Consider the following 20121-nt stretch of genomic DNA (forward strand, 5'->3'; position numbering starts at 1 on the left):
CGCTCAGGGTGAGAGCGCAGGCGCGAGGAGTATGAATGGATAGCGGGAAAGAGCTACTGATATTTAATGTATATTATGCTGGCGAACAGAAATGAATAACCACAGTCTTGATGGCAGCTGATTTTTTTAATTTGTAGTCAACTTTAATCAATTACTAGAGATTTTTGTTTTTAGAATTCTAAAATTGTGTAACTTAGTACTATCAAATTGATTACGAATCTAAAAATATATAATATGAAAAAACATTTATTCCCTTTATTTTTACTGCTATTAGGTGTAAATACACAAGCACAGCAGGATTTTTTTGCGATTACCGGAAAAGATACTCAAAGTATTACTTTCAATGATTTTCGTGCTATTGACGGCATAAACGGAACTTCTGGTGAGAAGTTTTTTACGGCAGATTCTTCTGTAAAAGTATTTTCACAAGCCAGAAAAGGTATTGTAGCGGAAGACAAAAATTCTTACAGCAATTCTCAGGCAGTAACTTTAGCTGCGCTTGCATATGATGCTTCGAATAATAACCTGGTGTATATGCCTATGTTTTTTTCGAATATCTATGTTTTGAATCCGAAGACAAAAGAAATTACTTTAGTGGAAAATAATGTGGCAAGGGTGTCATCATGTGATATTAATTCTCATATTACCAGGATGGCAACGGGATATAACGGTAAGATATATGCTGTAAATAATGCCGGAACACAATTTTTAGAAATCAGCAGAAAGGATGGGAAATATATTGTGAATGACCTGGGAATTATCAAAGATGATGCTTCTAATGGCAGAAATTCATTTACCGCTATGGAAACTGGATTTGGAGGGGATATGGTTGCAGATGCAGATAACAATTTTTATATTTTTTCGGCTTCGGGAAATGTTTTCAAAGTCCTGACGAAAGATTTAAAAGCTAAATTTATAGGTAAGATTGCAGGCATTCCGGATAACTATTCTGTAAACGGATCGGCAGTAAATGCTCAGGGAAAAGTTGTAGTAGCCAGTGCAAAAGGAGGGGCATTATATGAAGTAGATCTTACAACTTTACAGGCAAAACAGCTTCCGGGTGAGCAAGGGCTTCATATTTATGATCTGGCGAGTAAATATTTTGTGGATGATAAATCTTCAGCAGTAAACAGTTTTGCAGGTCTTGATATTTATCCAACAAGAGTTGATGAACATTACATTAATGTACATGCTGGCAACAAAATAAAAGGTACTGTTAAGCTGAATATCTTTGATATGGCAGGTAAGAATGTTATGACTCAGAATGTTTCAGTAAAAGAAGGCTCGTCAGATGAAAAAGTATACCTTAAAGGGCTGGTGACCGGTGCTTATATTGTAAATATTACTGATGAATCAGGAAAAGTAATATTCAACAAAAAGATTCTTGTAACCAAATAACAGATTGCTATAAATCAATATGTAAAAACCTTTTCAATCTGTTTTGAGAAGGTTTTTTAATGATTATTTGATATTCAATAAGTTTTATTTTTCGATATTAAAATGTACTTTTATAAAAAAATATAGATGAAACTATACTTTAATGTAGGATATATTGTAAAGGCGGGAGAGAACTTGCAGCTGGTATTTGGTGAAGATGAACATGCCTTACACGTCCATACTATGTTTTATGCAGAAAATGGGTTATGGAAATGCGAAGTAGACTATTTCTCAAAATCCATTACTTATCGATATAGGGTTGTTAATGAAAAAGGAAATGTCTTAAGAGAGGAATTCGTTCCGCATCATTTAAGTTTTCCTCATAATTATAAGGAGTTTATCATCTTTGACGAATGGAACAATAAAAACTTTCCTGAAAATTATTTAAACAATAAAATTCTCTATAACAAGCTGCATGATTTTGTTCCTGAAAGAATAACGGTTTTAAAAAAACATACCCATCTCTTCAGAATAGAAGCTCCTATTTATAATCCGGATTGGCGAATTGTTCTTTTTGGAAGTACAGCATCTTTGGGAAACTGGAACTATGACAGGGTTATTCACCTGCAGCAGACCGATTTTGGAATGTGGGAAGCCTCTGTTGAAATTCCTGAAAATGAATTTATCGAGTTTAAATACTGTATATATGATACCAGGGAAAACCGGGTCATAGATGTAGAAACCGGCGGAAACAGATCAACAGCTGCCAATCTGTTGAGCGATGTGCTGCAGATTGTTTCCAATCATTATTTCAGGTTTAAAGGATACCAGATGTACCATGACGCCGGTGTGGCAGTTCCGGTATTCTCTTTGAGAAGTGAAGACGGCTTCGGAGTAGGGGAATTTGCAGATTTAAAAAAACTGGCAGACTGGACGAAAGAAACTAATCTTGGTATTATTCAGATTCTTCCGATTAATGATACTACAGCCAATTATTCCTGGACAGATTCATATCCATATGCTGCAGTATCCGTTTATGCTTTGCACCCACAGTATATCTCTTTAGAAAATCTTGATTACTCTATACCGAAAGAATTAGTTGAAGAATATTTATCTGAAAAAGAAAAGTTAAACGCCTTAGATCTGATCGATTATGAAACGATGATTGAAGGGAAATGGAAATATCTTACAGCTGTTTTCAATAAGGAAAAAGACAAAAGTTATAAAGACAGAAACTTCAAAAAATTCATTAAGGATAATGAATACTGGCTCGTACCCTATTCAGCATTCTGTGTTTTGAGGGATAAATATAAGACACCAAATTTTAATGAGTGGAAAACCCACAAAAAATATATTGCCGGAAAGATCTCACAGTTCTTTACCACGAAAAGTAAGGATTACGATACCGCAATGCTCCATGCCTGGGTACAGTATCAATTACACTTGCAGCTGAAAGATGCCGTTGATTATACCCATAACCTGGGAATTTCGTTGAAAGGAGATCTCCCGATAGGTATTTACAGATACTCTGTGGAAGCCTGGACAGAACCAGAGTTATTCGGAATGGATTTTCAGGCAGGCGCACCACCGGATCAGTTTACAGAACTGGGACAGAACTGGGAATTCCCTACCTACAACTGGGAAGCTATGAAAGCAGATGACTACAGATGGTGGAAAAACAGGTTCAAAGCATTGGAGCAATATTTTGATGCCATGAGAATCGACCATATTTTAGGTTTCTTCAGAATATGGAGAATGCCTGTTTCTGCTGTACAAGGAATATTAGGGTACTTTTATCCGGCTGTTCCTATTGTACCGGATGAATTTAAGGCCTGGCAGATTCCTTTCAGTTTTGACAGGTATTGTAAGCCATTTATCAACAACAAGATCTTATGGGACTATTTTGGAGATGAAAGCGGAAAGGCTCTTGAATTTATGAACCGTAATGAAGACGGGACCTACGCTTTTAAAGAAGAGTTTGATACCCAGAGAAAGCTGGTTAATTTCTTTAAGAAAAAATCCTATGGCCTGCTGGAAGAAAAACTGATTTCTCTATGCGCCAACGTTTTATTCCTCCCGGAGGAAAGAAATGGAAAAACGGTTTACCATCCAAGATTCAATGTATACAATACAGAATCTTATAAATACCTTCCGGAATCTGAACAGAAAAATATTTATGATTTGTACCATGACTATTTCTTCAGAAGACAGGATCATTTGTGGTATGAAAAAGCCATGGAGAAACTACCCGTTATTCTGAATGCTACCAAAATGCTGATCTGTGGAGAAGATCTGGGAATGGTACCTGCATGTGTACCTGTTGTAATGGATGAATTGGCCATTATAGCTCTTAAGGTGCAAAGGATGCCTTCTGAAAATATACCGTTCTATAATCCTAAATATGCCAGTTATATGAATGTGGTAACCGCTTCTTCCCATGACAGCTCAACATTAAGACAGTGGTGGAAAGAAGATTCCGTTCTTACACAAAGATACTATAACGAACAGCTGATACAGTATGGCAAAGCACCTGAAGACCTGAATCCTCATCTTGCAGAGATTATTATGAAGCAGCATTTGTATAATGAGGCCATGCTTGCTATTTTCCCAATTCAGGAATTTCTGGCTACCGATGCAGAACTTGCCAATCAGGAAATTGATAATGAAAGAATTAATAATCCCGCAGTTTTTCCACATTACTGGCGTTACAGGATGCATATAAAACTGGAAGACCTGAAAGAAAGGACATCTTTCAATAAAAAAATAGCCCATTGGATAAAAGATAGTGGAAGAGTGTAAATTTAACAATTGATTATCAGTTAGTTAACAATATTTTAAAAGAAGTTTGATCTTAGGATTTAACTTCTTTTTTTTATTTATATCAAAGAGATAGAATTAAGATATTCTGCTATATATTAACCAATTAACGACTATAGAGATGAAAAAAATATTTTTGGGATTAGCTTTTGGGTTAGGCGTTTTGACGTCTGCTCAGCAATATCCGAATAATGGTTGGAATGATGACGGTTATTATCAGAATGACGGAGGCTATTACAGCGATGAAGATGACAGAAATTATTTTCCTGACGATTATTACTACAATTATCCTCAGGATTATTATCCAAATGATTATTATCAAAGCTATTATAACGACTACAGAGGAAGTATTATCAATATCGACTGGAATGGATTTTTCATCCAGAACAGATTAAGCAGATGGCAGGTAGACCAGATCATGAGATTGAATAACCTGTATGCAAGTTTTTCAGCATGGAATAATTTCTACAGATATAATCCGGACAGATGGTACTATGACAGGTTCTATGCACTGGAAAGAATCCTTGGACCAAGAGTATTTGTAGTTTTCCAGAATAACTACTACAGAGGTTACAGCCCGGTTGTATATTTCCAGAACTACAGAAGAACGTATTATGTACCGAGGTATACTGTAATGCCGAGATATAGAAATATCAATGTTAATATTTACAGAGTAGACCGTTCAAGATTCCGAAGAATGGATAACCCTACTTTTAATATTATCAGAAGAGACAGCAGGCCGGACAATGGCTTCAGAAACACAAGAAATGAGAATTCGGGAGGTTTCCGTGGTAACAATGGAAGTAACAATAATTCCGGATTCAGAAATGATAATAACGGAGGTTTCAGAAACAGCAATGGTGGCGGATTCAGAGGGAATTCTGATAATGGAGGAAACAGAGGAAATGCAGATGGCGGAGGCTTCAGAAATAATAACGGAGGTGGTTTCAGAGGAAACAGTGAAGTAAGAAGAGAAGCTCCTAAAAGAGAAGATAATGGCGGTTTCAGAGGAAACAACGGAGGCGGATTCAGGCAGAGATCTGAAAATTCTGCTCCAAGACAAGAAAACCGTGGTAATAGCGGAGGTGGCTTTAGAGGCAGTTTAGTAAGGAATTAATTTTCATATATTATATTTAAGTGGTGTGAAGGGCAGGTTTTTATAATCTGCCCTTTTTTGTTGTTTTGTTGGTTTATTTTTGTTAAAAATTAACATTATTTATGAATTTGTTAATTTAACTTGTGTTTTAATTCATAATCAAAAAGACATATAACAATTAATTAAATTTTAAAAAGATGAAAAAATTAGTTTTAGCAATAGCATTTATCGGAATTGGAAGTTTTGCAATGGCACAACAAACTACAACCCCACAGGACAGACAGGCAAGAGCTGTTGAAATGAAGCAGAGAATGGAACAGAAACAACAGGAACGTTTAGACCAGATGCAGAAAGACCTTAACCTTAATGCCTCTCAGGTAGCTCAGATAAAGGCTCTTCAGGATAAAAGAAAAGTTGAAATGAAGGCAGAGTTTGACAAAAATAAAATTGACAGACAAGCTAAGATGCAGGAAATGCAGGCCAAAAGAGCACAAATGGATGCTGATATGAAAAAAATCCTTACTCCTGATCAATATGATAAATGGCAGGCTGACAGAAAAGCAAAAGCAGAGAAAATGAAAATGGCAATGAAAGAAAGAAGAATGATGAAAAAGCCCATGAATACGGGAACTGCTGATGTAAAGTAACAGTTTGTAATTTTAGTTTTTTAATGTGTTAAGGATGGATATACTTCCATCCTTTTTATATTAATTTTCCCTAAAACTTTTGATTTCGGGCTTTTATTCCCTATTTTTGACTATAAATTTAATACTTATGGTTAGCGAAAAAATTGCGAAATTAATTAACGAACAAATTGCCCACGAACAATACGCTGCTCAATATTATCTTTCAATGTCTGCATGGTTTTCAGGAAAAGATCTTGATGGAATTGCCAACTATTTCAGAGTACAGAGCAAAGAAGAATTGATGCATGCAGATAAAATGTTTGATTATCTGAATGACGTAGGCGGGGAAATTATCATCGGAGAAATTCCAAAGCCTCCGCATGAGTTCGAAAACGCAACAGATATTTTTGAGAAAGCACTGGCACATGAGAAAATCGTAACTAAAAGTATTTTCAATATTGTAAAAAATGCAAACGAGGAAGGAGATTTTGCAACGACATCATTCCTTCAATGGTTTATCAATGAGCAGGTAGAAGAAGAAGCAAGTGCCTCTCAATATGTAACGAAAATCAAAATGGTATGTGATAATCCGTCAGCATTATACCTTTTTGACCAGGAATTGTCTCAGAGAGTGTTTACTCCTGATACAACAGCTTAAAATTGAAAAGCATTCAAAATATAAACCGTTATCTTCTGGGATAGCGGTTTTTTTGTTAAGATGATATAATTATTTCCTATATGGCTGCCTTTGGATTCTCACAGTGAAAATAAAAACTACTGCTCCCAATACAAAACCCAGAAATAAAGAATTGGCAATGTTTTCAGCGGGCATATAATGGTGACCATCTGATGTAACGGGAGGATCTAAACAATCAACAATATTGTAAGTGACCACTGTAGAAAATAACATGATGATCAGACTTATTAAAAAGGAGTTTAAGTATATTCTCATGGTTGGCTAGTTGTAATCAAAATATAATCAAAGACTATATAATTATATTCGTCTTATAATAAAAATAATAAAACCTTTTTATATTTGAAGAATTTTTTACAGAAATTGTTATAGTAATGTTTTGTAAATGTTCTTTACAGATAAATGATCTTAGTTTTGAGAACTTTTTTGCCCAGGCGTTCAAGAATATTTTTATAGCCTTCTACCTGTGCTTCATCCTTGGCCTTTGGTTCACCGGTCTTAAAATCCACAATAATATACCCTTCTTCACCCTTTAAAATACGGTCAGGCCTGAATATATGGCTTTCTCCTCTTTCAGTGATCATAATGTCTTTTTCATTGATCACTTCCCATTTCTCATCGAAGAATTCTGCATAGGTCCTAACAATTTCCTGTAGCGTAAATTGTATCTCATTTTTTTCCTCTAATGTAATCTGTCCTTCCAGGGCATATCCTTCCAATACCTTAATGATATCCTTTTCTGTATTGATCTTTGATAAAAGCTCATGTACAAAAAGTCCGATTCTTACCTTTTCATTCCGTACCTGGTAGTTTTTAGACGGAGTAGCAATCCTGATGGATGTACTCTTTTCATTAATGTTCTTCAGATGCCGGATATTCTGGGTTTTAAAAGAAGAAGTTTTATCCCTGGAATGTTTCTTCAGCATTTCAGGATGTATAGGATATACATCAAATTCGTCAGCCTGCTCCGGATTTTTTGTTTGAAGGAATTCCAGAAGCTCAAGATTGTTAGACGTTTTATTAGGTTTCTGTAGATAGAAAAAAAGCTGTTCAACAGGTCTTGTGGTAGCAACATACTGTAAACAGAGTCTGTCAATCAGATTTTTATAAGAATTTTTTGTGTTGAAAAAAAGAATTTCATCATCATAAGCCTCCAGATGTTTGCTGAACTGGTTTATATTCACAGATTTTAATGTTTCATTTTCATTCGTGTCAAACCAGTTGGTAAATTCACTGTCGCGGTTTTTGTTCATCATAGGAATAAAAACAATAGGGAATTCCAGCCCTTTAGATTTGTGAATGGTCATGATCTGGATAGCGTCAATGTTTTCCGAAGCCTGAATAGTGTACGACGACGCTTCTTCATCCCAGTATTTCAGAAACTCTTTGGTACTGGCTCCGGCATTTTGTGTAAAGTTGAAAAGCATTTCCAGGAAATTCAATAAGAAATCAGTTTCCTTGTTTTCAACAGAAAATTCGTTGATATAATATTCAATAAAATTATAAAGATTAAATCTTGGAAAATTATCCTGTTTAAGCTGAATTGAATATTTCTCCTGAATGAACTGCAATATTTCCTCATGGCCGTCAATATCCAGAATTTCTTTCATACCTAAGGTAAAATCCGGCATATGAATTTTCCCCAGTGTGTTCAGATGGTACATCATCATGATCAGACAAGGCTTATTCTTTGGGTTAAGTTCCCATCTCAGAAATTCAATGACAGCTTTTACAGTATTGGAAAGCTCCAGTGTAAGGCCTTTATCAGAAATCGTTTTAATATTGGTTTCTTCACCCTTATAATTAACTTTTAAGCTTCCCAGCTTTTGAGAATAACTGAAAATATCAAAATTTCCCCGGCAAAGGATCGTAATATCGGAGAACTTAAAACCATTGTCCAGACATTCCTGGATGTCTTTCTGCATCCGCGTGGAAGTATCGGTATAAAAGTCTTCATTCGTAAGATTTTCAATCAGATTGATCTTTACGCGCCCTTCAATCTTTGATTTGGAGCTTTGTTCAGCATCAGCACCGAAGATGTTTTTATGCTCTTCCAGAAGCCCTTCAGAATGGAAACGGTACAATTCATTGTTGAACTGTACAATGTTTCTGGCACTTCTCCAGTTGTCCTTTAAGACAAGAAGGTCTGCTTCTTTTGGTGAGAATTCTTTTTTGTTGATAATATCAAGCATCAGTTTACTTTCTCCACCTCGGAAACGGTAAATACTCTGCTTGGGATCCCCTACCAGTGTGAAAGAAGTATATTCTGTAGAAACACTGTGATCTCTCAGCGGAACAAAATTCTGCCACTGCAGCTCTGAAGTATCCTGAAACTCATCAAAGAAATAATGCTGAAACTGTGAACCTACCTTTTCATAAATAAAAGCAGAAGGTTCATTTTTCAGGTTTTCATTAATAAGGATATTAAACTTGGAAAGAAGAACAAGATCATTTTCTTCCTCAATTTTTTGAAGTTCGTCCTGGATATCCTTGTTTACCTTTAAAGGAAGAAGCGCTGATAAAACTTTCTCTTTCTTTTGAGTCTCAATATACATAAGAATCAGTTTCATCCTATTTTCCAGAAGCTGATCAAGGATTTCAAAAATTTCAGATTCTTTATGCTTTGACTTTGAAGAAGCTCCTTTCCTGTAATTGTTAATAACAGATTCCTCCAGAGTAGTTGGAAAAGGAAAGCCGGGTCTTTTCTGCTGATAAAAATCGATCACTTTAGTAAAGAAACCTCCGATTCCGTTTTTGCCCTGGGCAAAATCTTCAATATCTATATTTCTTGATTTGAATAACTCAACAGAAGCAGCAGCCAGTTCCGCAGACTGCTTTTTATTCTGCACGATCTCTTTACGGAGCGCATTCTTTATATTTTCATAATTGGCATCATCAAAACTTTTATTGCTTTTAAGATGCTCGTAATGAATATCCTTTACAAATTCCTTTGCAGAATCATACAGATTTTTGTTGAGATTAATTCTTTCATTATTTTCAAGACTGTAGTCTACATAATCCATGAAAGAATTGGAGATGGTTTCATTTTCTCCGATCTGGTCCAGCATTTTATCAACCGCTTCTATCAGAAACGGTTCTGCTTCAATTTCAAGATTAAAATTCTTAGCCAGTCCCAGCTCATAGGAAAAGCTTCTTACCAGCCTTGAATTAAAACGGTCAATCGTTCCGATGTTCAATGTGGAATAATTGTGGAGAACATAATCCAGTAATTTCTTGGAACGCTGATGAAGATCATCAATGGTAATTTTCAAACCCTGTTCCTCAAATGCTTTCTGAATATTCTTCAGGTCTGCATTCTCTGCATAATCTTTGGCTGAAAAATTGCCCAGCCACGATAAAATTCTCTCCTTCATCTCGTTGGCTGCTTTATTGGTAAAAGTCAGTGCGAGAATATTCCTGATCGACTGCTGCTGATTAGGATACCGGAGACAGATCATCAGAAGTCTTTGCACCAGAGCATACGTTTTCCCTGATCCGGCAGAAGCATTGATGACTGTATAAGAATTTTGCATTGTTGAAAGAGAATTGAGACTGCAAGTTAGCTAAAATTTAAAAGAAACTTTAACAATTTAATCAGCCTATTTAACAGTTTACAAGGCAAAAATCAAAAAGAAATATTAAAACGCGTTAACTGTGGTTAAACTTATGGTATAAATTAAAAATAATTTTAGCTTTGCTTTATAAAAAATAGCCCGTGAAACTCAAACTATTCTTTTTTCTATCCTTCATTCTTTTTATTCATACCCATGCCCAAAGTTATATCTTTGGTAAGATCACTTCAGAAAGCGGCACAGAAATGCAGGATGTGAATGTAATCAACATCAGAACAAATGAGATTGTAGTTTCAAACCGGGACGGGCACTTTATGATTTCCGGAAGACAGGGCGATGAATTGCGCTTTATAAAAGCGGGTTATGAACGTATCACCAAAATAATTTCCCGGGAAAATACACAATCTCCGATGGACATAAGTATGGTTCGCCAGACTATCCAGATTCCTGAAGTTGAGGTAAAGCAAGGACTTACAGGAAACCTGAAGATTGATTCAAAACTTTATAATAAACCTAAAAAGGTTGAAAAACTGCTCAAAGATATGGATAAGTATATTGCTCAGAAATCAGATCCCAGAATACTGGCAGCAAAACCCGGAGAGTTTGTACAGCCGAAAGGACAGGGATTCTCTATTGGGAAAGTTAAAGATAAATGGGATGACGTAGATTTAATGAAATACATCAGAGAAAGTCTGGGAGACGATTATTTTACCAATCTTAAAATAGAGAAGCCTCTGATAGACCATTTTATTTATTATGTTTTTGCAGGCGGTTTTGAAAGAAAAAAAATACTGAAATACGGATTTTGCAGTGATGCGGATCTGAACAGGTTTCAGCGTTTTGTGCTGACAAGAATTTCATCCTATCGTGCTCCGCAAACTCAAAGGTAAATGGAAGTAAAATATATCAGCAGAACTTTTTTTATTGTGCTTTTTTGTATCACTTCAGGATTATGGGGACAGCAGAAAGTATCAGGAAAGGTAATCACAGGGGATGAAATGGATTTAGCTCCTGTTCTCATTGTTAATATTTCAGCCGGCAAAAGTATATTGAGCGATATGTCCGGAACATTTGAAATCGAAGCCAGGGAAAATGATGAAATAAGATTTGTAAAAGAAGGATATTATCGGGTTGATAAGAAAATTACCAAAGAAGATATCAGTTCTCCGTTCAATATCATTCTGAAAAAAATGGAGATTCAGATTCCCGAAGTGAAAATTCAGTACAGGCCTACCGGAAATCTTGCAAAAGATAATCAGCATTTGAATGAATCCAGAAAACTTCAGGCATTAAAATCAGACATGGAAGAGTATATGAGAAGCCCGCTTAATCAGCTTTTACCTAGCAATGCTATTTCTAAAACTTTTACCGGACACGATTTCAATGCAGGACAGGTCAATCTGTTTGGTGTCTTTAATGCTGTAAAGAAATTGGCAAAGCCTAAGGTCACCAAAGCGAATTATAATGAAACTCAGGATTTTCTTAAAAGAGTAAGAAACGAAGTGAATCTGAGCTTCCTGAAGAAATATGGAATGGATGAAGAGCAGATTGATACATTTCTTCTCTATGCAGATAAAAACCGTTCACTGGCAAAAAGATACCGGAAGGATTTTAGTATCGATGTTATTGAATATGAGCTTAAAATAGCCTTCGGGGAATACAGTAAAATGAATAAATTAGAAGGAAGTAAAGAGTAATTCTTATTAAAATTAAAAATTGAGTTATAGTACTGAAAATATTGAAGCATTTGGAAGACGGAAAATTTCTCTTTTTCTGATGCTTCTGTGCAGTATTTTTATTTTTTCCCAACAGACCGTGACAGGTCGGATAGTGGATGATAACGGAGAAAATCTGAGTAAAGTAATTGTTATCAACATGGCTACCGATAAAAAAGTATATTCAGATACAGAAGGCATATTCTCTATTGATGCCAATTCTAATGATGAATTAAGATTTGTAAAGGAAGATTTCAATAGAACTTCTAGAAGGGTTCTTACCAACGGAACCAATTTACCATTGTTTATTACTCTTTATCAGATCCCGAAAGATGTGGGAGAAGTAAAGATTGTTAAAAAACTCACAGGAGACCTGGAAGTGGATTCCCGCATTGTAGCAAAAGCAGACAAAGGAGAACAGGTAAGAGATGCTGTAGGGCTTCCGCAGCCGGTGGGAAAAATGAGGGAAAAACCGGCTGAGGTAAAAAGCGTCCTTCTGCCAATACTTTTAGGAAACCTGAATGTACAGGGAGTATATGACCTGATCAGTGGTAAAGCAAGGAGACAGAAAAGACAGTATAAATATGATGATCTCCAGGAGCATATTGCCTGGGTACGGGACAGAATAGGCGATGACTATTTTATCAAAGCAGGAGTTCCCGGCGACAGGATTTCAGAGTTTATTCAGTTTTCATTTTTGGCAAAACCACAGGTACGGACCTATGTAAAAGCAAGAAATCTTTCCGGCGTAATGCTGAGGCTGGAAGAAACGGTGCCTCTTTTTCTGGAGAGACTGAAGCAGAATCAAAAGTATTGAAATGTTAATAAAATCTTAAAATATTGGAATAGAAATTGATACAGTCATACTGTAACCAACTAAATTCACAAATTTTATGAATAAAAACATTCTTGCCGTAGCTATTGCAGCGCTTGGTTTTGTCATTGGCTTCGGTTTTTTAGGAAATGCCATTAAGAACAGGAATAAATCCGAAAACACGATTTCTGTAACAGGTTTAGGGACAAAACAATTTACTTCAGATCTGATTACCTGGTCCGGAAGTTTTTCCAAGAATAATATGGATCTGAAATCTGCTTATGATGAACTGGCAACAGATAGAAAGGTCATCAATGACTACCTGCTTTCGAAAGGGATCCAGCAAAAGGAGATTGTATTTTCTTCCGTAGATATTCAAAAACAGTTCAGAAGCTATAATGATTCAAACGGAAATTATGTACAGGGAGAATTCTCCGGCTATAACCTTACCCAAAAAGTTTCTATTGAAAGTAAAGAAGTTGGTAAAATAGAAAACCTATCCAGAAATATTACTGAAATCATCAACCGTGGCATTGAATTCACATCTTCTTCTCCTGCTTATTTCTATACCAAACTGGCAACTGTAAAACAGGAAATGATCGCCAGCGCAACTAAGGATGCAAAAGAACGTGCTGAAAAAATCGCAGAAAATTCAGGGAGCAGCCTGGGAAATCTGAAGAAAGCAACCATGGGAGTGATCCAGATTACAGCTCCTAACTCTAATGAGGATTATTCTTACGGAGGAACTTTCAATACTTCGTCCAAAGAAAAAGAAGCCAGTATTACAATAAAGCTGGAATACGAAGTAAACTAACAGAAAAAGTTATCTATTGAATTTTATAAAACCGCAAAGGCCACAAAAGCATTTATTTTAAAACGAGTTTAAAATGATAGGTCACATAAGATGAAAATCAAAGATTTTCACTAAACTTAGGTGTACTCATTATGCATAAAGTTTTGCTCTAAAAAACTTAAGTGTTTAAAACTTTTGTGCCTTTTGTGGTTAAAAAACATAAAAGAAAAACGCCGGAAAAACAATTCCGGCGTTTTATATTTTAAGCATAAATAATTTTATGAATTTCTTTTTTAGCTTCCTCTATATTTTCAGGAGTGTAGTTCGCAAGCAGCCATAAGTTTAAAGACTTTTTTCCTTCACCATAACTAGGCTGTACATGAGTGGTATCTATCAGGCTGAAATTATTTCTCTGATAAAAAGAATATCGTCTTGAGGCGTCTTCACTCAACTCTGCAGGTTCAATTTCCAGGATAATGCTTGGATAATTTTCTGATAAGTGATTCATTATATGAGAGCCCAGCTTTTTACTTCTGAATGCTTCAAAGACTTCAAAATGTTCCACAAAAGCAAAGGAACTCAATTCCCAAAGGATGAGGTATCCAATAGCTTCCGATTCATGAATAACAGACATGAATTTTACATATGGATTTGAAAACAAGCCCATAAACTGTTCCTTATCTCTTTGTTCATCTACAGGAAATGTGGCTGTATAAGAAGTATAGATTTCCTGAACTCTTGGGTCTTCAACAGAAGTAATCGGTAAAAATTCCATAATTTATAAATCAAAGACACTGGGTCTTCTAGTGATGAAAATATCTTTAATCCAAAGGGTAAATGCCAATCCCAGATAAATCAGAAAGAAAAAACCGGCGGTAGCAAAAGTAGAGTAGATAAAGAAAACCCTCAGTTTAGAAACAGGAATTCCCAGCTTGGCACCCATTCTTGTCAGTACCCCAAACCACTCTCTTTCCATTTTATGACGGATATTACTCAGCATTTTCAGATTGTTATTTAAGTTTAAATCTAATACTGCAAGGTAAGAAATTTTTTTGACAAGGTTTTTGATGACAAAAACTGTCCAGATAAGGTTATTCTTTTAAAAGCTTAAATCCTATACCGCAGGCCAGACAGTTTTTAGATTCACAGTAGGTCTTGTGATGGTAAATCAGACTTTGACTTTCCAGGGCATTGGTCACATTTAATCCAAGCTTTTTCCAACCTGTAATAATAGTATTTTTCTCAGTAGAAATAGTCCTGTACAGTTCAATAATTTCATCCGCAGTTTCTTCGTGATGATATTTTTGATAGGTATACTTTAAAGGGAGTACAGTGTTCAGAATAAGAAGATCAACAAAATCTTTACTCAATGTTTTAGGCTGCACTTTGGCAATACTTCCGAAATTGAAATGAAAGTCCCAGTATTCTGAAGCTTTTACAGATTTGAAAACAGCATATAGCTGATCTGTATTCTTAGCTTCCATAATCTTTGAAAATAAATTCTGATGCTTATACAGGTCTGCTAATTGTGACAATCGGATTGTAGGGAAATTGGGAGGTCTTAATCTTAAAAATTTCGGATGAAATTTTAAATCAGAGATAGAAAACTTGGCTTTAATGAAATTAAATTCTCTTCTCCATATTTTCATCTGGCCATCATGAGGATCCTCAAGCCACCCGGAAATTCCGAATAACAGGGCTTCAAGCTGAAGCGGGTTCTGACGGATTTTATTAATAATGCTGTAATCGATACTTTCTGCCATTTGCCGGAAAATATGGGCGTTTACCTTTAACCCAAATGAATAGGCAAAGCTGTGGAATAAAACAGCCTCAAAATTATTTTTGTATTGATCTAAGCTTTGCTCAAGCTGAGAGGATTTCTCATCCAGCTTTTGCAGAATATTCTCTTCATGAAAGTTGACCGGGATTTTTTTCGGATCAAAGATTTTTTCACAGGGAATAAATTCGTCTCCGTTAATAAGTTTTTCATACTTCCACAGGATATTTTCATCAATATAATTTTTGAGTTCCAGAGTGGGAATATGCTTTCCGGTATGTTCATGAATTTCCATGTCGTGCTGAAAAACAACATGAAGAATGACATTCTGATAATTGGGATCCTGCGAATGATTGTGAAAAATCCAGTCTGAGGAACGGACATGCAGTTCTGTATTTCCTGCGAGAAGTAATCCGTTGATCCTGATTTGGGCATCAAGAAAATCGGGGCCGGCATTTTTATTCCATTTTCCGGAATGGATGATCTCAACGGAATTCCCTTCAATATCCTTGAAGTCAAAATTTTTGAAAACCTTATAGTTCCAAAGATATTGAAGTAGTTTTTCCGCCATAAGTGTAACGTAAATATAATAGAAATATTATACTTTCGTCAGCTCCTTATTAAAGTTTTCTATAGTCATTCTACACATTTATTGATTTATAGAAAAAAATATTTTCTAAGCGGGATTTATGGAGAATACTGTTAAGTTTTTTTATTTTGCTGTGTATTTCTGTCCATATTCAACAGAAACATTGTTCAGCCGTTATTTTTTAGAAATTAATTGATCTGCAGAATACTTTCCACTTCCGTTTAATCCTAAAGCAATACATAATCCAATCACCAATAGATGATATTCGTAGCCTTCGCCTTTCTGGGTTCCGAACCAGTTCATAAAGAAACCATTTTCTAAATGAGCTATGAAGATAATATTAACGAACAAGACGCCAAAAGCTACGGACCATAATCTTGAAGCCAAGCCCATAATTAAAGAGACAGATCCCCAAAATTCTGCTAGAATTACCATTACTGAAATAATCCATGGCAGATGCATATATTCTGTCAGGTGTTCAACTTCTTTACTGAATCCGGGTCCGCCAAACCAGCCAAACATTTTTTGAGCTCCATGCGGAAACAGTATTAATCCAAGTGTGAGTCTAATCACAAATCCTGTCCAATCGTCGTTGGTGTTAAAAATTTTATTTTTCATTTCATAAAATTGAGGATAACAGCCAACAAAAAAATTAAAGTAGTTGAAGAAATTACTTTTGGATCAGTTTTTTTCTGAGCATACTTAGAAATACAGGAGTGATACCAAGATATGAAGCTATATGCTTTTGTGGAATTCTCTGTAGAAATGTGGAGTGCTTCCCAATAAATTCCAGATATCGTTGTTCAGCTGTTTGTGACAGATTTTGATTAATCCTTTGTTGCTGTGATACATATGCATTCTGTATGAGCAGCCTGAAATAGCGTTCCAGTTTTGGAACTTCAAGATATAGTTTATCTAAATCTATTTTTGTGATCTGGAGGATTTCAGTATTTTCTAATGCAATAATATTATAAAAAGAAGGTGTTTCTGTTAAAAAACTTAATAAATCCCCAGTCCACCAATCTTCTATGGCAAACGTTAGGGTATGCTCAAATCCATTTTCATCAATTGAATAAGTTCTCAGGCACCCGCTGATGATAAAACTTTCTGTTCTGCAGGTCTCACCGCTCCTCAATAAGAATTCTTTCTTTTTCAGGTTTTTAGGTGTGAATAAAGAATCAATTAATTCAATTTCTTCAATATTGAGTTTTATATATTTTGAGAAATGTTCAATTAATTTATTTGATTCCACGTCATCAATAGTTTAGATATCATTAAAAAATTGCCACAAATATTTCTTAAATATTGTGGCTATTGATAATATAACGACTCTCTTTATACTTTTGAAAATTCCTTATTAAAGTTTTCTATAGTCGTTCTATACATTTTCTCATAGATAGGAAGAATGTTTTTCAAATCGAATTTTATCGCCTGATCTTTCGCATTTTGTTTCATTTTGGCTAAAAGTTCATCATTGCTCAACAGCTTGATGGTGTAATTGCTCATGGCTTCCACATTTCCAATTTCAGCAAGATATCCCGTTTCTCCCTGGATATTCACCTCAGGAATTCCTCCTGCATTGGAACTGATCACCGGAGTATAAGCCGCCATGGCTTCCAACGCTGCAAGACCAAAGCTTTCCTGCTCAGATGGAAGTAAAAATACGTCTGAAAGCTGTAGGATTTTATAAAGATCATTTACTTTTCCTAAAAGGCGGATTTTGGAAATAAGCTCCGGGTTTTCCTCCAGGAACTGATTGACCTTTTCCATATCAGGCCCTTCACCAATAATGATCAGTTTGGATTTCACCTTTTTCTCCACATTTTTAAAAATCTGAAGTACTTCATCCACACGCTTTACAGGACGAAGGTTGGATACATGAATCAGGATTTTTTCATCAGGATTGGCAAACTGTGTTCTCTGGCATTCAGTACAGTCATCAAATTCAGAATTGTCAATAAAATTGGTGATCACCTGAATTTCTTTTTTGATGTTGAAAAACGGAAGGGTATCTTTTTTCAGGCTTTCAGAAACTGAAGTAATCGCATCAGACTGATTGATTGAAAATTCTACAGCATGTTTATAACTTGGATGCTGGCCTACAAGGGTAATATCCGTACCATGTAAGGTCGTTACCAAAGGAATGTCATTATTGTCTTCCTTAAGCATTTGTTTTGCGGTAAATGCTGCATATGCATAAGGAATAGCATAATGTGCGTGCAGAAGATCCAGTTTATAAAGATTGACAACCCTGTAGATCATCGAACTCAGTGCAATATCATAAGGCTGATACTGGAAAAGCGGATAGGTCTGAACATTTACCCTGTGAAAGAAAATATTCGGGTTGGTGATGTCTAATCTTGCAGGAAGTGCAGAACTGATGAAATGTACTTCATATCCTTTATTGGCAAGGGACATTCCTAATTCTGTTGCTACAATTCCGCTTCCTCCATATGTCGGATAGCAAAGTATGCCTATTTTCATTAGATTATTGTTGTTTGATATTGTTTATTTGGTGTTTGCAGAGGTTGCTGCATTAAGCTCTATGCCCATTCCCGGTTTTAATTGGTCATTAACCAGTACCGGAAGTTTTCCCCATATTTTTGTTTTTCCATTGAAAGCATCAGCGGTTGCATTCATAGAATCATCGTTGTTTTCATAAGAGACAAGAACTGTTGAAACTTTTGAAATATCAATATCCTTCAATGCATAAGCGCTTCCGAAAACATTCAGAATTACATTTTGATTCTGAGTAAGATCAGAAAGTACTTTCTTAGATTCTGATGAAATTTTATAAGGTTTATAAGCCGTTGAATTATCCTTATGGAAACCTACAATTACTGTTGAACCTGCCGGAATAGTAGTAATTTCTCCGGCTTTTTTAATGATCACATTATTTCCTAGTCTGTTGGCAAAAGTCTGGTAAGGCGCTTCCTCCAGAGGAACATAATATATTTGTTTTTCGGTAAGTGGCAATAATTTCTTTTCGTCTTTTAATAAAGTCAAGGCATTGGAATAAAGATTCTGTACCAATTGGGTATGAGAACTATTATTAAGATCTGCATTGATGTTTTCCGGATTTTTAGGAATATATTGAGTCAGACCAAGGAAATACTTGGTCAGTAAGATCTTTTTCACACTTTCTTCTACTCTGGATTGAGGTATCTCACCTTTATCTATAGCTTTCTGAATTAATTTTTTTCCTTCAGAAACCCCTTGTGAGAAAAGCATAATGTCATTTCCTGCTTTAAAGGCCATAGCATCCAGTTCACCTGGTTTATATTTGTTGGCTACAGCACCCATATTTAATGCATCTGTAATGATTAAGCCTTTGAAGCCCAGTTTGTCTTTAAGTAAACCGGTAATGATATTCTTGGAAACAGAAGCGGGAATCCCTTTTCCTGATTCTAAATTCGGAACGTATAAATGAGCAACCATTACACCGCCAATTCCTTTATCCATCAGAGCTTTGAATGGTGCCAGCTCTACTGTATTAAGTCTGTCAATGTTATGGGAAACTACGGGAAGATCAAGATGAGAATCTGTGCTGGTGTCTCCGTGTCCCGGGAAATGTTTGATAGCAGCTAAGATATTGTTATCCTGAAGACCGTTAGAGTAGGATAGAGCAGAGCTGATTATATTACTTACTTCAGATCCGAAACTTCTGTTACCGATAATCGGGTTATCAGGGTTGGTATTGACATCTACTACAGGAGCAAAATCCCAGTTGATTCCCATCCTGTGGCAATCTTCAGCAATTTTTGCTGCCATCTGGTAGACAAGATTTTTATCCTGAATGGCACCTAACGTCATGGCCCATGGAAATTTGTGAGCCGTTGCAATTCTCTGATACAATCCCCATTCGGCATCCATACCGATCATCAGAGGAACTTTAGATTTTTGCTGAAATTCATTCACCAGATTGATTTCCCTTGCGGCATCATCCTGCATTAAAATCAGACCGCCTATTTTATCGTTTGTAACAATATTTCTTACCTGGTTGATATAGTCTTCTCCTTTATTGGTATACAGTGCAATAATAAAAAGCTGTCCTAGTTTTTCATCCTGAGAAAGATTTTTGTAAGTTTTATCAACCCATTGCTGAGCCTTTTTCAAATCTTCTTTGGATGCATTTTTAGGCTGATACTGTGCCTTAACTTTAGGGTTTATCAATGCAACAATAAAGAGTGAAATATATATTAATTTCTTCATGACTTTTTGAATAAGAACAAAAATACAATTAAAAAAATG

General features: G+C 35.6%; 17 protein-coding genes. 9 read left to right on the forward strand and 8 right to left on the reverse strand.

The genetic code is table 11. The features are described 5' to 3' along the window. Positions 1-234: 234 nt before the first annotated feature. From ACE3RB_RS04970 to ACE3RB_RS04990, 5 genes are all read left to right on the forward strand, one after another. The gene (locus ACE3RB_RS04970; protein ID WP_374463205.1) at positions 235-1398 is read left to right on the forward strand and encodes a T9SS type A sorting domain-containing protein; all 1164 of its coding nucleotides are present in this window, start codon (positions 235-237) and stop codon (positions 1396-1398) included. A gap of 126 nt (positions 1399-1524) precedes the next feature. Then, positions 1525-4176, forward strand: coding sequence for a 4-alpha-glucanotransferase (locus ACE3RB_RS04975; protein WP_374463207.1), 2652 nt, complete (start codon positions 1525-1527; stop codon positions 4174-4176). 139 nt (positions 4177-4315) lie between these two features. Then, a complete protein-coding gene (locus ACE3RB_RS04980; protein WP_374463209.1) occupies positions 4316-5311 on the forward strand; it encodes a hypothetical protein in 996 nt (331 codons plus the stop codon). A gap of 176 nt (positions 5312-5487) precedes the next feature. Further along, complete coding sequence (locus tag ACE3RB_RS04985; protein ID WP_374463210.1) at positions 5488-5937, forward strand: hypothetical protein; 450 nt, start codon at positions 5488-5490, stop codon at positions 5935-5937. Positions 5938-6064: 127 nt separating this feature from the next. Further along, positions 6065-6574 (forward strand): ferritin, encoded by a 510-nt coding sequence (locus tag ACE3RB_RS04990; RefSeq protein WP_002981834.1) that lies wholly within the window; start codon positions 6065-6067, stop codon positions 6572-6574. A 428-nt stretch (positions 6575-7002) separates the two neighbouring features. Here ACE3RB_RS04990 and ACE3RB_RS04995 read toward each other — a convergent pair whose 3' ends face one another. After that, complete coding sequence (locus ACE3RB_RS04995) at positions 7003-10143, reverse strand: UvrD-helicase domain-containing protein (protein WP_374463211.1); 3141 nt, start codon at positions 10141-10143, stop codon at positions 7003-7005. A 182-nt stretch (positions 10144-10325) separates the two neighbouring features. Between ACE3RB_RS04995 and ACE3RB_RS05000 the strand changes: the two genes are divergently transcribed. From ACE3RB_RS05000 to ACE3RB_RS05015, 4 genes are all read left to right on the forward strand, one after another. Beyond that, positions 10326-11072, forward strand: a complete 747-nt coding sequence (locus tag ACE3RB_RS05000) for a hypothetical protein (protein WP_374463212.1) — start codon at positions 10326-10328, stop codon at positions 11070-11072. Then, complete coding sequence (locus ACE3RB_RS05005; protein ID WP_374463214.1) at positions 11073-11879, forward strand: hypothetical protein; 807 nt, start codon at positions 11073-11075, stop codon at positions 11877-11879. Between the two features lie 19 nt (positions 11880-11898). Continuing rightward, a complete protein-coding gene (locus ACE3RB_RS05010; RefSeq protein ID WP_374463215.1) occupies positions 11899-12714 on the forward strand; it encodes a carboxypeptidase-like regulatory domain-containing protein in 816 nt (271 codons plus the stop codon). Positions 12715-12790: 76 nt separating this feature from the next. Beyond that, positions 12791-13525 carry an SIMPL domain-containing protein gene (locus tag ACE3RB_RS05015; RefSeq protein ID WP_374463216.1) on the forward strand — a complete coding sequence of 245 codons (735 nt, stop codon included), beginning with the start codon at positions 12791-12793 and terminating at the stop codon, positions 13523-13525. A 241-nt stretch (positions 13526-13766) separates the two neighbouring features. Here the strand turns inward: ACE3RB_RS05015 and ACE3RB_RS05020 are convergent, their stop codons facing one another. The 7 genes from ACE3RB_RS05020 to ACE3RB_RS05050 all read right to left on the reverse strand — a co-directional run bounded on the left by ACE3RB_RS05020 (position 13767) and on the right by ACE3RB_RS05050 (position 20082). Next, positions 13767-14279 carry a GNAT family N-acetyltransferase gene (locus ACE3RB_RS05020; protein WP_374463217.1) on the reverse strand — a complete coding sequence of 171 codons (513 nt, stop codon included), beginning with the start codon at positions 14277-14279 and terminating at the stop codon, positions 13767-13769. Between the two features lie 3 nt (positions 14280-14282). Beyond that, a complete protein-coding gene (locus ACE3RB_RS05025; protein ID WP_002981826.1) occupies positions 14283-14504 on the reverse strand; it encodes a PspC family transcriptional regulator in 222 nt (73 codons plus the stop codon). Between the two features lie 91 nt (positions 14505-14595). Beyond that, a complete protein-coding gene (locus tag ACE3RB_RS05030) occupies positions 14596-15852 on the reverse strand; it encodes a DUF2851 family protein (protein WP_374463219.1) in 1257 nt (418 codons plus the stop codon). A gap of 192 nt (positions 15853-16044) precedes the next feature. Further along, positions 16045-16488 carry a DoxX family protein gene (locus ACE3RB_RS05035; RefSeq protein ID WP_374463220.1) on the reverse strand — a complete coding sequence of 148 codons (444 nt, stop codon included), beginning with the start codon at positions 16486-16488 and terminating at the stop codon, positions 16045-16047. Positions 16489-16540: 52 nt separating this feature from the next. Next, positions 16541-17122, reverse strand: coding sequence for a Crp/Fnr family transcriptional regulator (locus ACE3RB_RS05040; protein WP_149389211.1), 582 nt, complete (start codon positions 17120-17122; stop codon positions 16541-16543). An 83-nt stretch (positions 17123-17205) separates the two neighbouring features. Continuing rightward, positions 17206-18354: an N-acetyl-alpha-D-glucosaminyl L-malate synthase BshA gene (bshA, locus tag ACE3RB_RS05045; protein WP_374463221.1), complete on the reverse strand. Its 1149-nt coding sequence runs from the start codon at positions 18352-18354 to the stop codon at positions 17206-17208. A 24-nt stretch (positions 18355-18378) separates the two neighbouring features. After that, a complete protein-coding gene (locus ACE3RB_RS05050) occupies positions 18379-20082 on the reverse strand; it encodes a glycoside hydrolase family 3 protein (RefSeq protein ID WP_374463222.1) in 1704 nt (567 codons plus the stop codon). Positions 20083-20121 lie beyond the last annotated feature (39 nt).

Origin of the sequence: Chryseobacterium sp. (genome assembly GCF_041914225.1) — a bacterium.
Classification (GTDB): Bacteria; Bacteroidota; Bacteroidia; order Flavobacteriales; family Weeksellaceae; genus Chryseobacterium.

Coding starts and splice junctions, on each gene's coding strand:
- ACE3RB_RS04970 (WP_374463205.1), top strand. CDS start 235: ATGAAAAAACATTTATTCCCTTTATTTTTACTGCTATTAGGTGTAAAT.
- ACE3RB_RS04975 (WP_374463207.1), top strand. CDS start 1,525: ATGAAACTATACTTTAATGTAGGATATATTGTAAAGGCGGGAGAGAAC.
- ACE3RB_RS04980 (WP_374463209.1), top strand. CDS start 4,316: ATGAAAAAAATATTTTTGGGATTAGCTTTTGGGTTAGGCGTTTTGACG.
- ACE3RB_RS04985 (WP_374463210.1), top strand. CDS start 5,488: ATGAAAAAATTAGTTTTAGCAATAGCATTTATCGGAATTGGAAGTTTT.
- ACE3RB_RS04990 (WP_002981834.1), top strand. CDS start 6,065: ATGGTTAGCGAAAAAATTGCGAAATTAATTAACGAACAAATTGCCCAC.
- ACE3RB_RS04995 (WP_374463211.1), bottom strand. CDS start 10,143: ATGCAAAATTCTTATACAGTCATCAATGCTTCTGCCGGATCAGGGAAA.
- ACE3RB_RS05005 (WP_374463214.1), top strand. CDS start 11,073: ATGGAAGTAAAATATATCAGCAGAACTTTTTTTATTGTGCTTTTTTGT.
- ACE3RB_RS05015 (WP_374463216.1), top strand. CDS start 12,791: ATGAATAAAAACATTCTTGCCGTAGCTATTGCAGCGCTTGGTTTTGTC.
- ACE3RB_RS05020 (WP_374463217.1), bottom strand. CDS start 14,279: ATGGAATTTTTACCGATTACTTCTGTTGAAGACCCAAGAGTTCAGGAA.
- ACE3RB_RS05025 (WP_002981826.1), bottom strand. CDS start 14,504: ATGCTGAGTAATATCCGTCATAAAATGGAAAGAGAGTGGTTTGGGGTA.
- ACE3RB_RS05030 (WP_374463219.1), bottom strand. CDS start 15,852: ATGGCGGAAAAACTACTTCAATATCTTTGGAACTATAAGGTTTTCAAA.
- ACE3RB_RS05035 (WP_374463220.1), bottom strand. CDS start 16,488: ATGAAAAATAAAATTTTTAACACCAACGACGATTGGACAGGATTTGTG.
- bshA (WP_374463221.1), bottom strand. CDS start 18,354: ATGAAAATAGGCATACTTTGCTATCCGACATATGGAGGAAGCGGAATT.
- ACE3RB_RS05050 (WP_374463222.1), bottom strand. CDS start 20,082: ATGAAGAAATTAATATATATTTCACTCTTTATTGTTGCATTGATAAAC.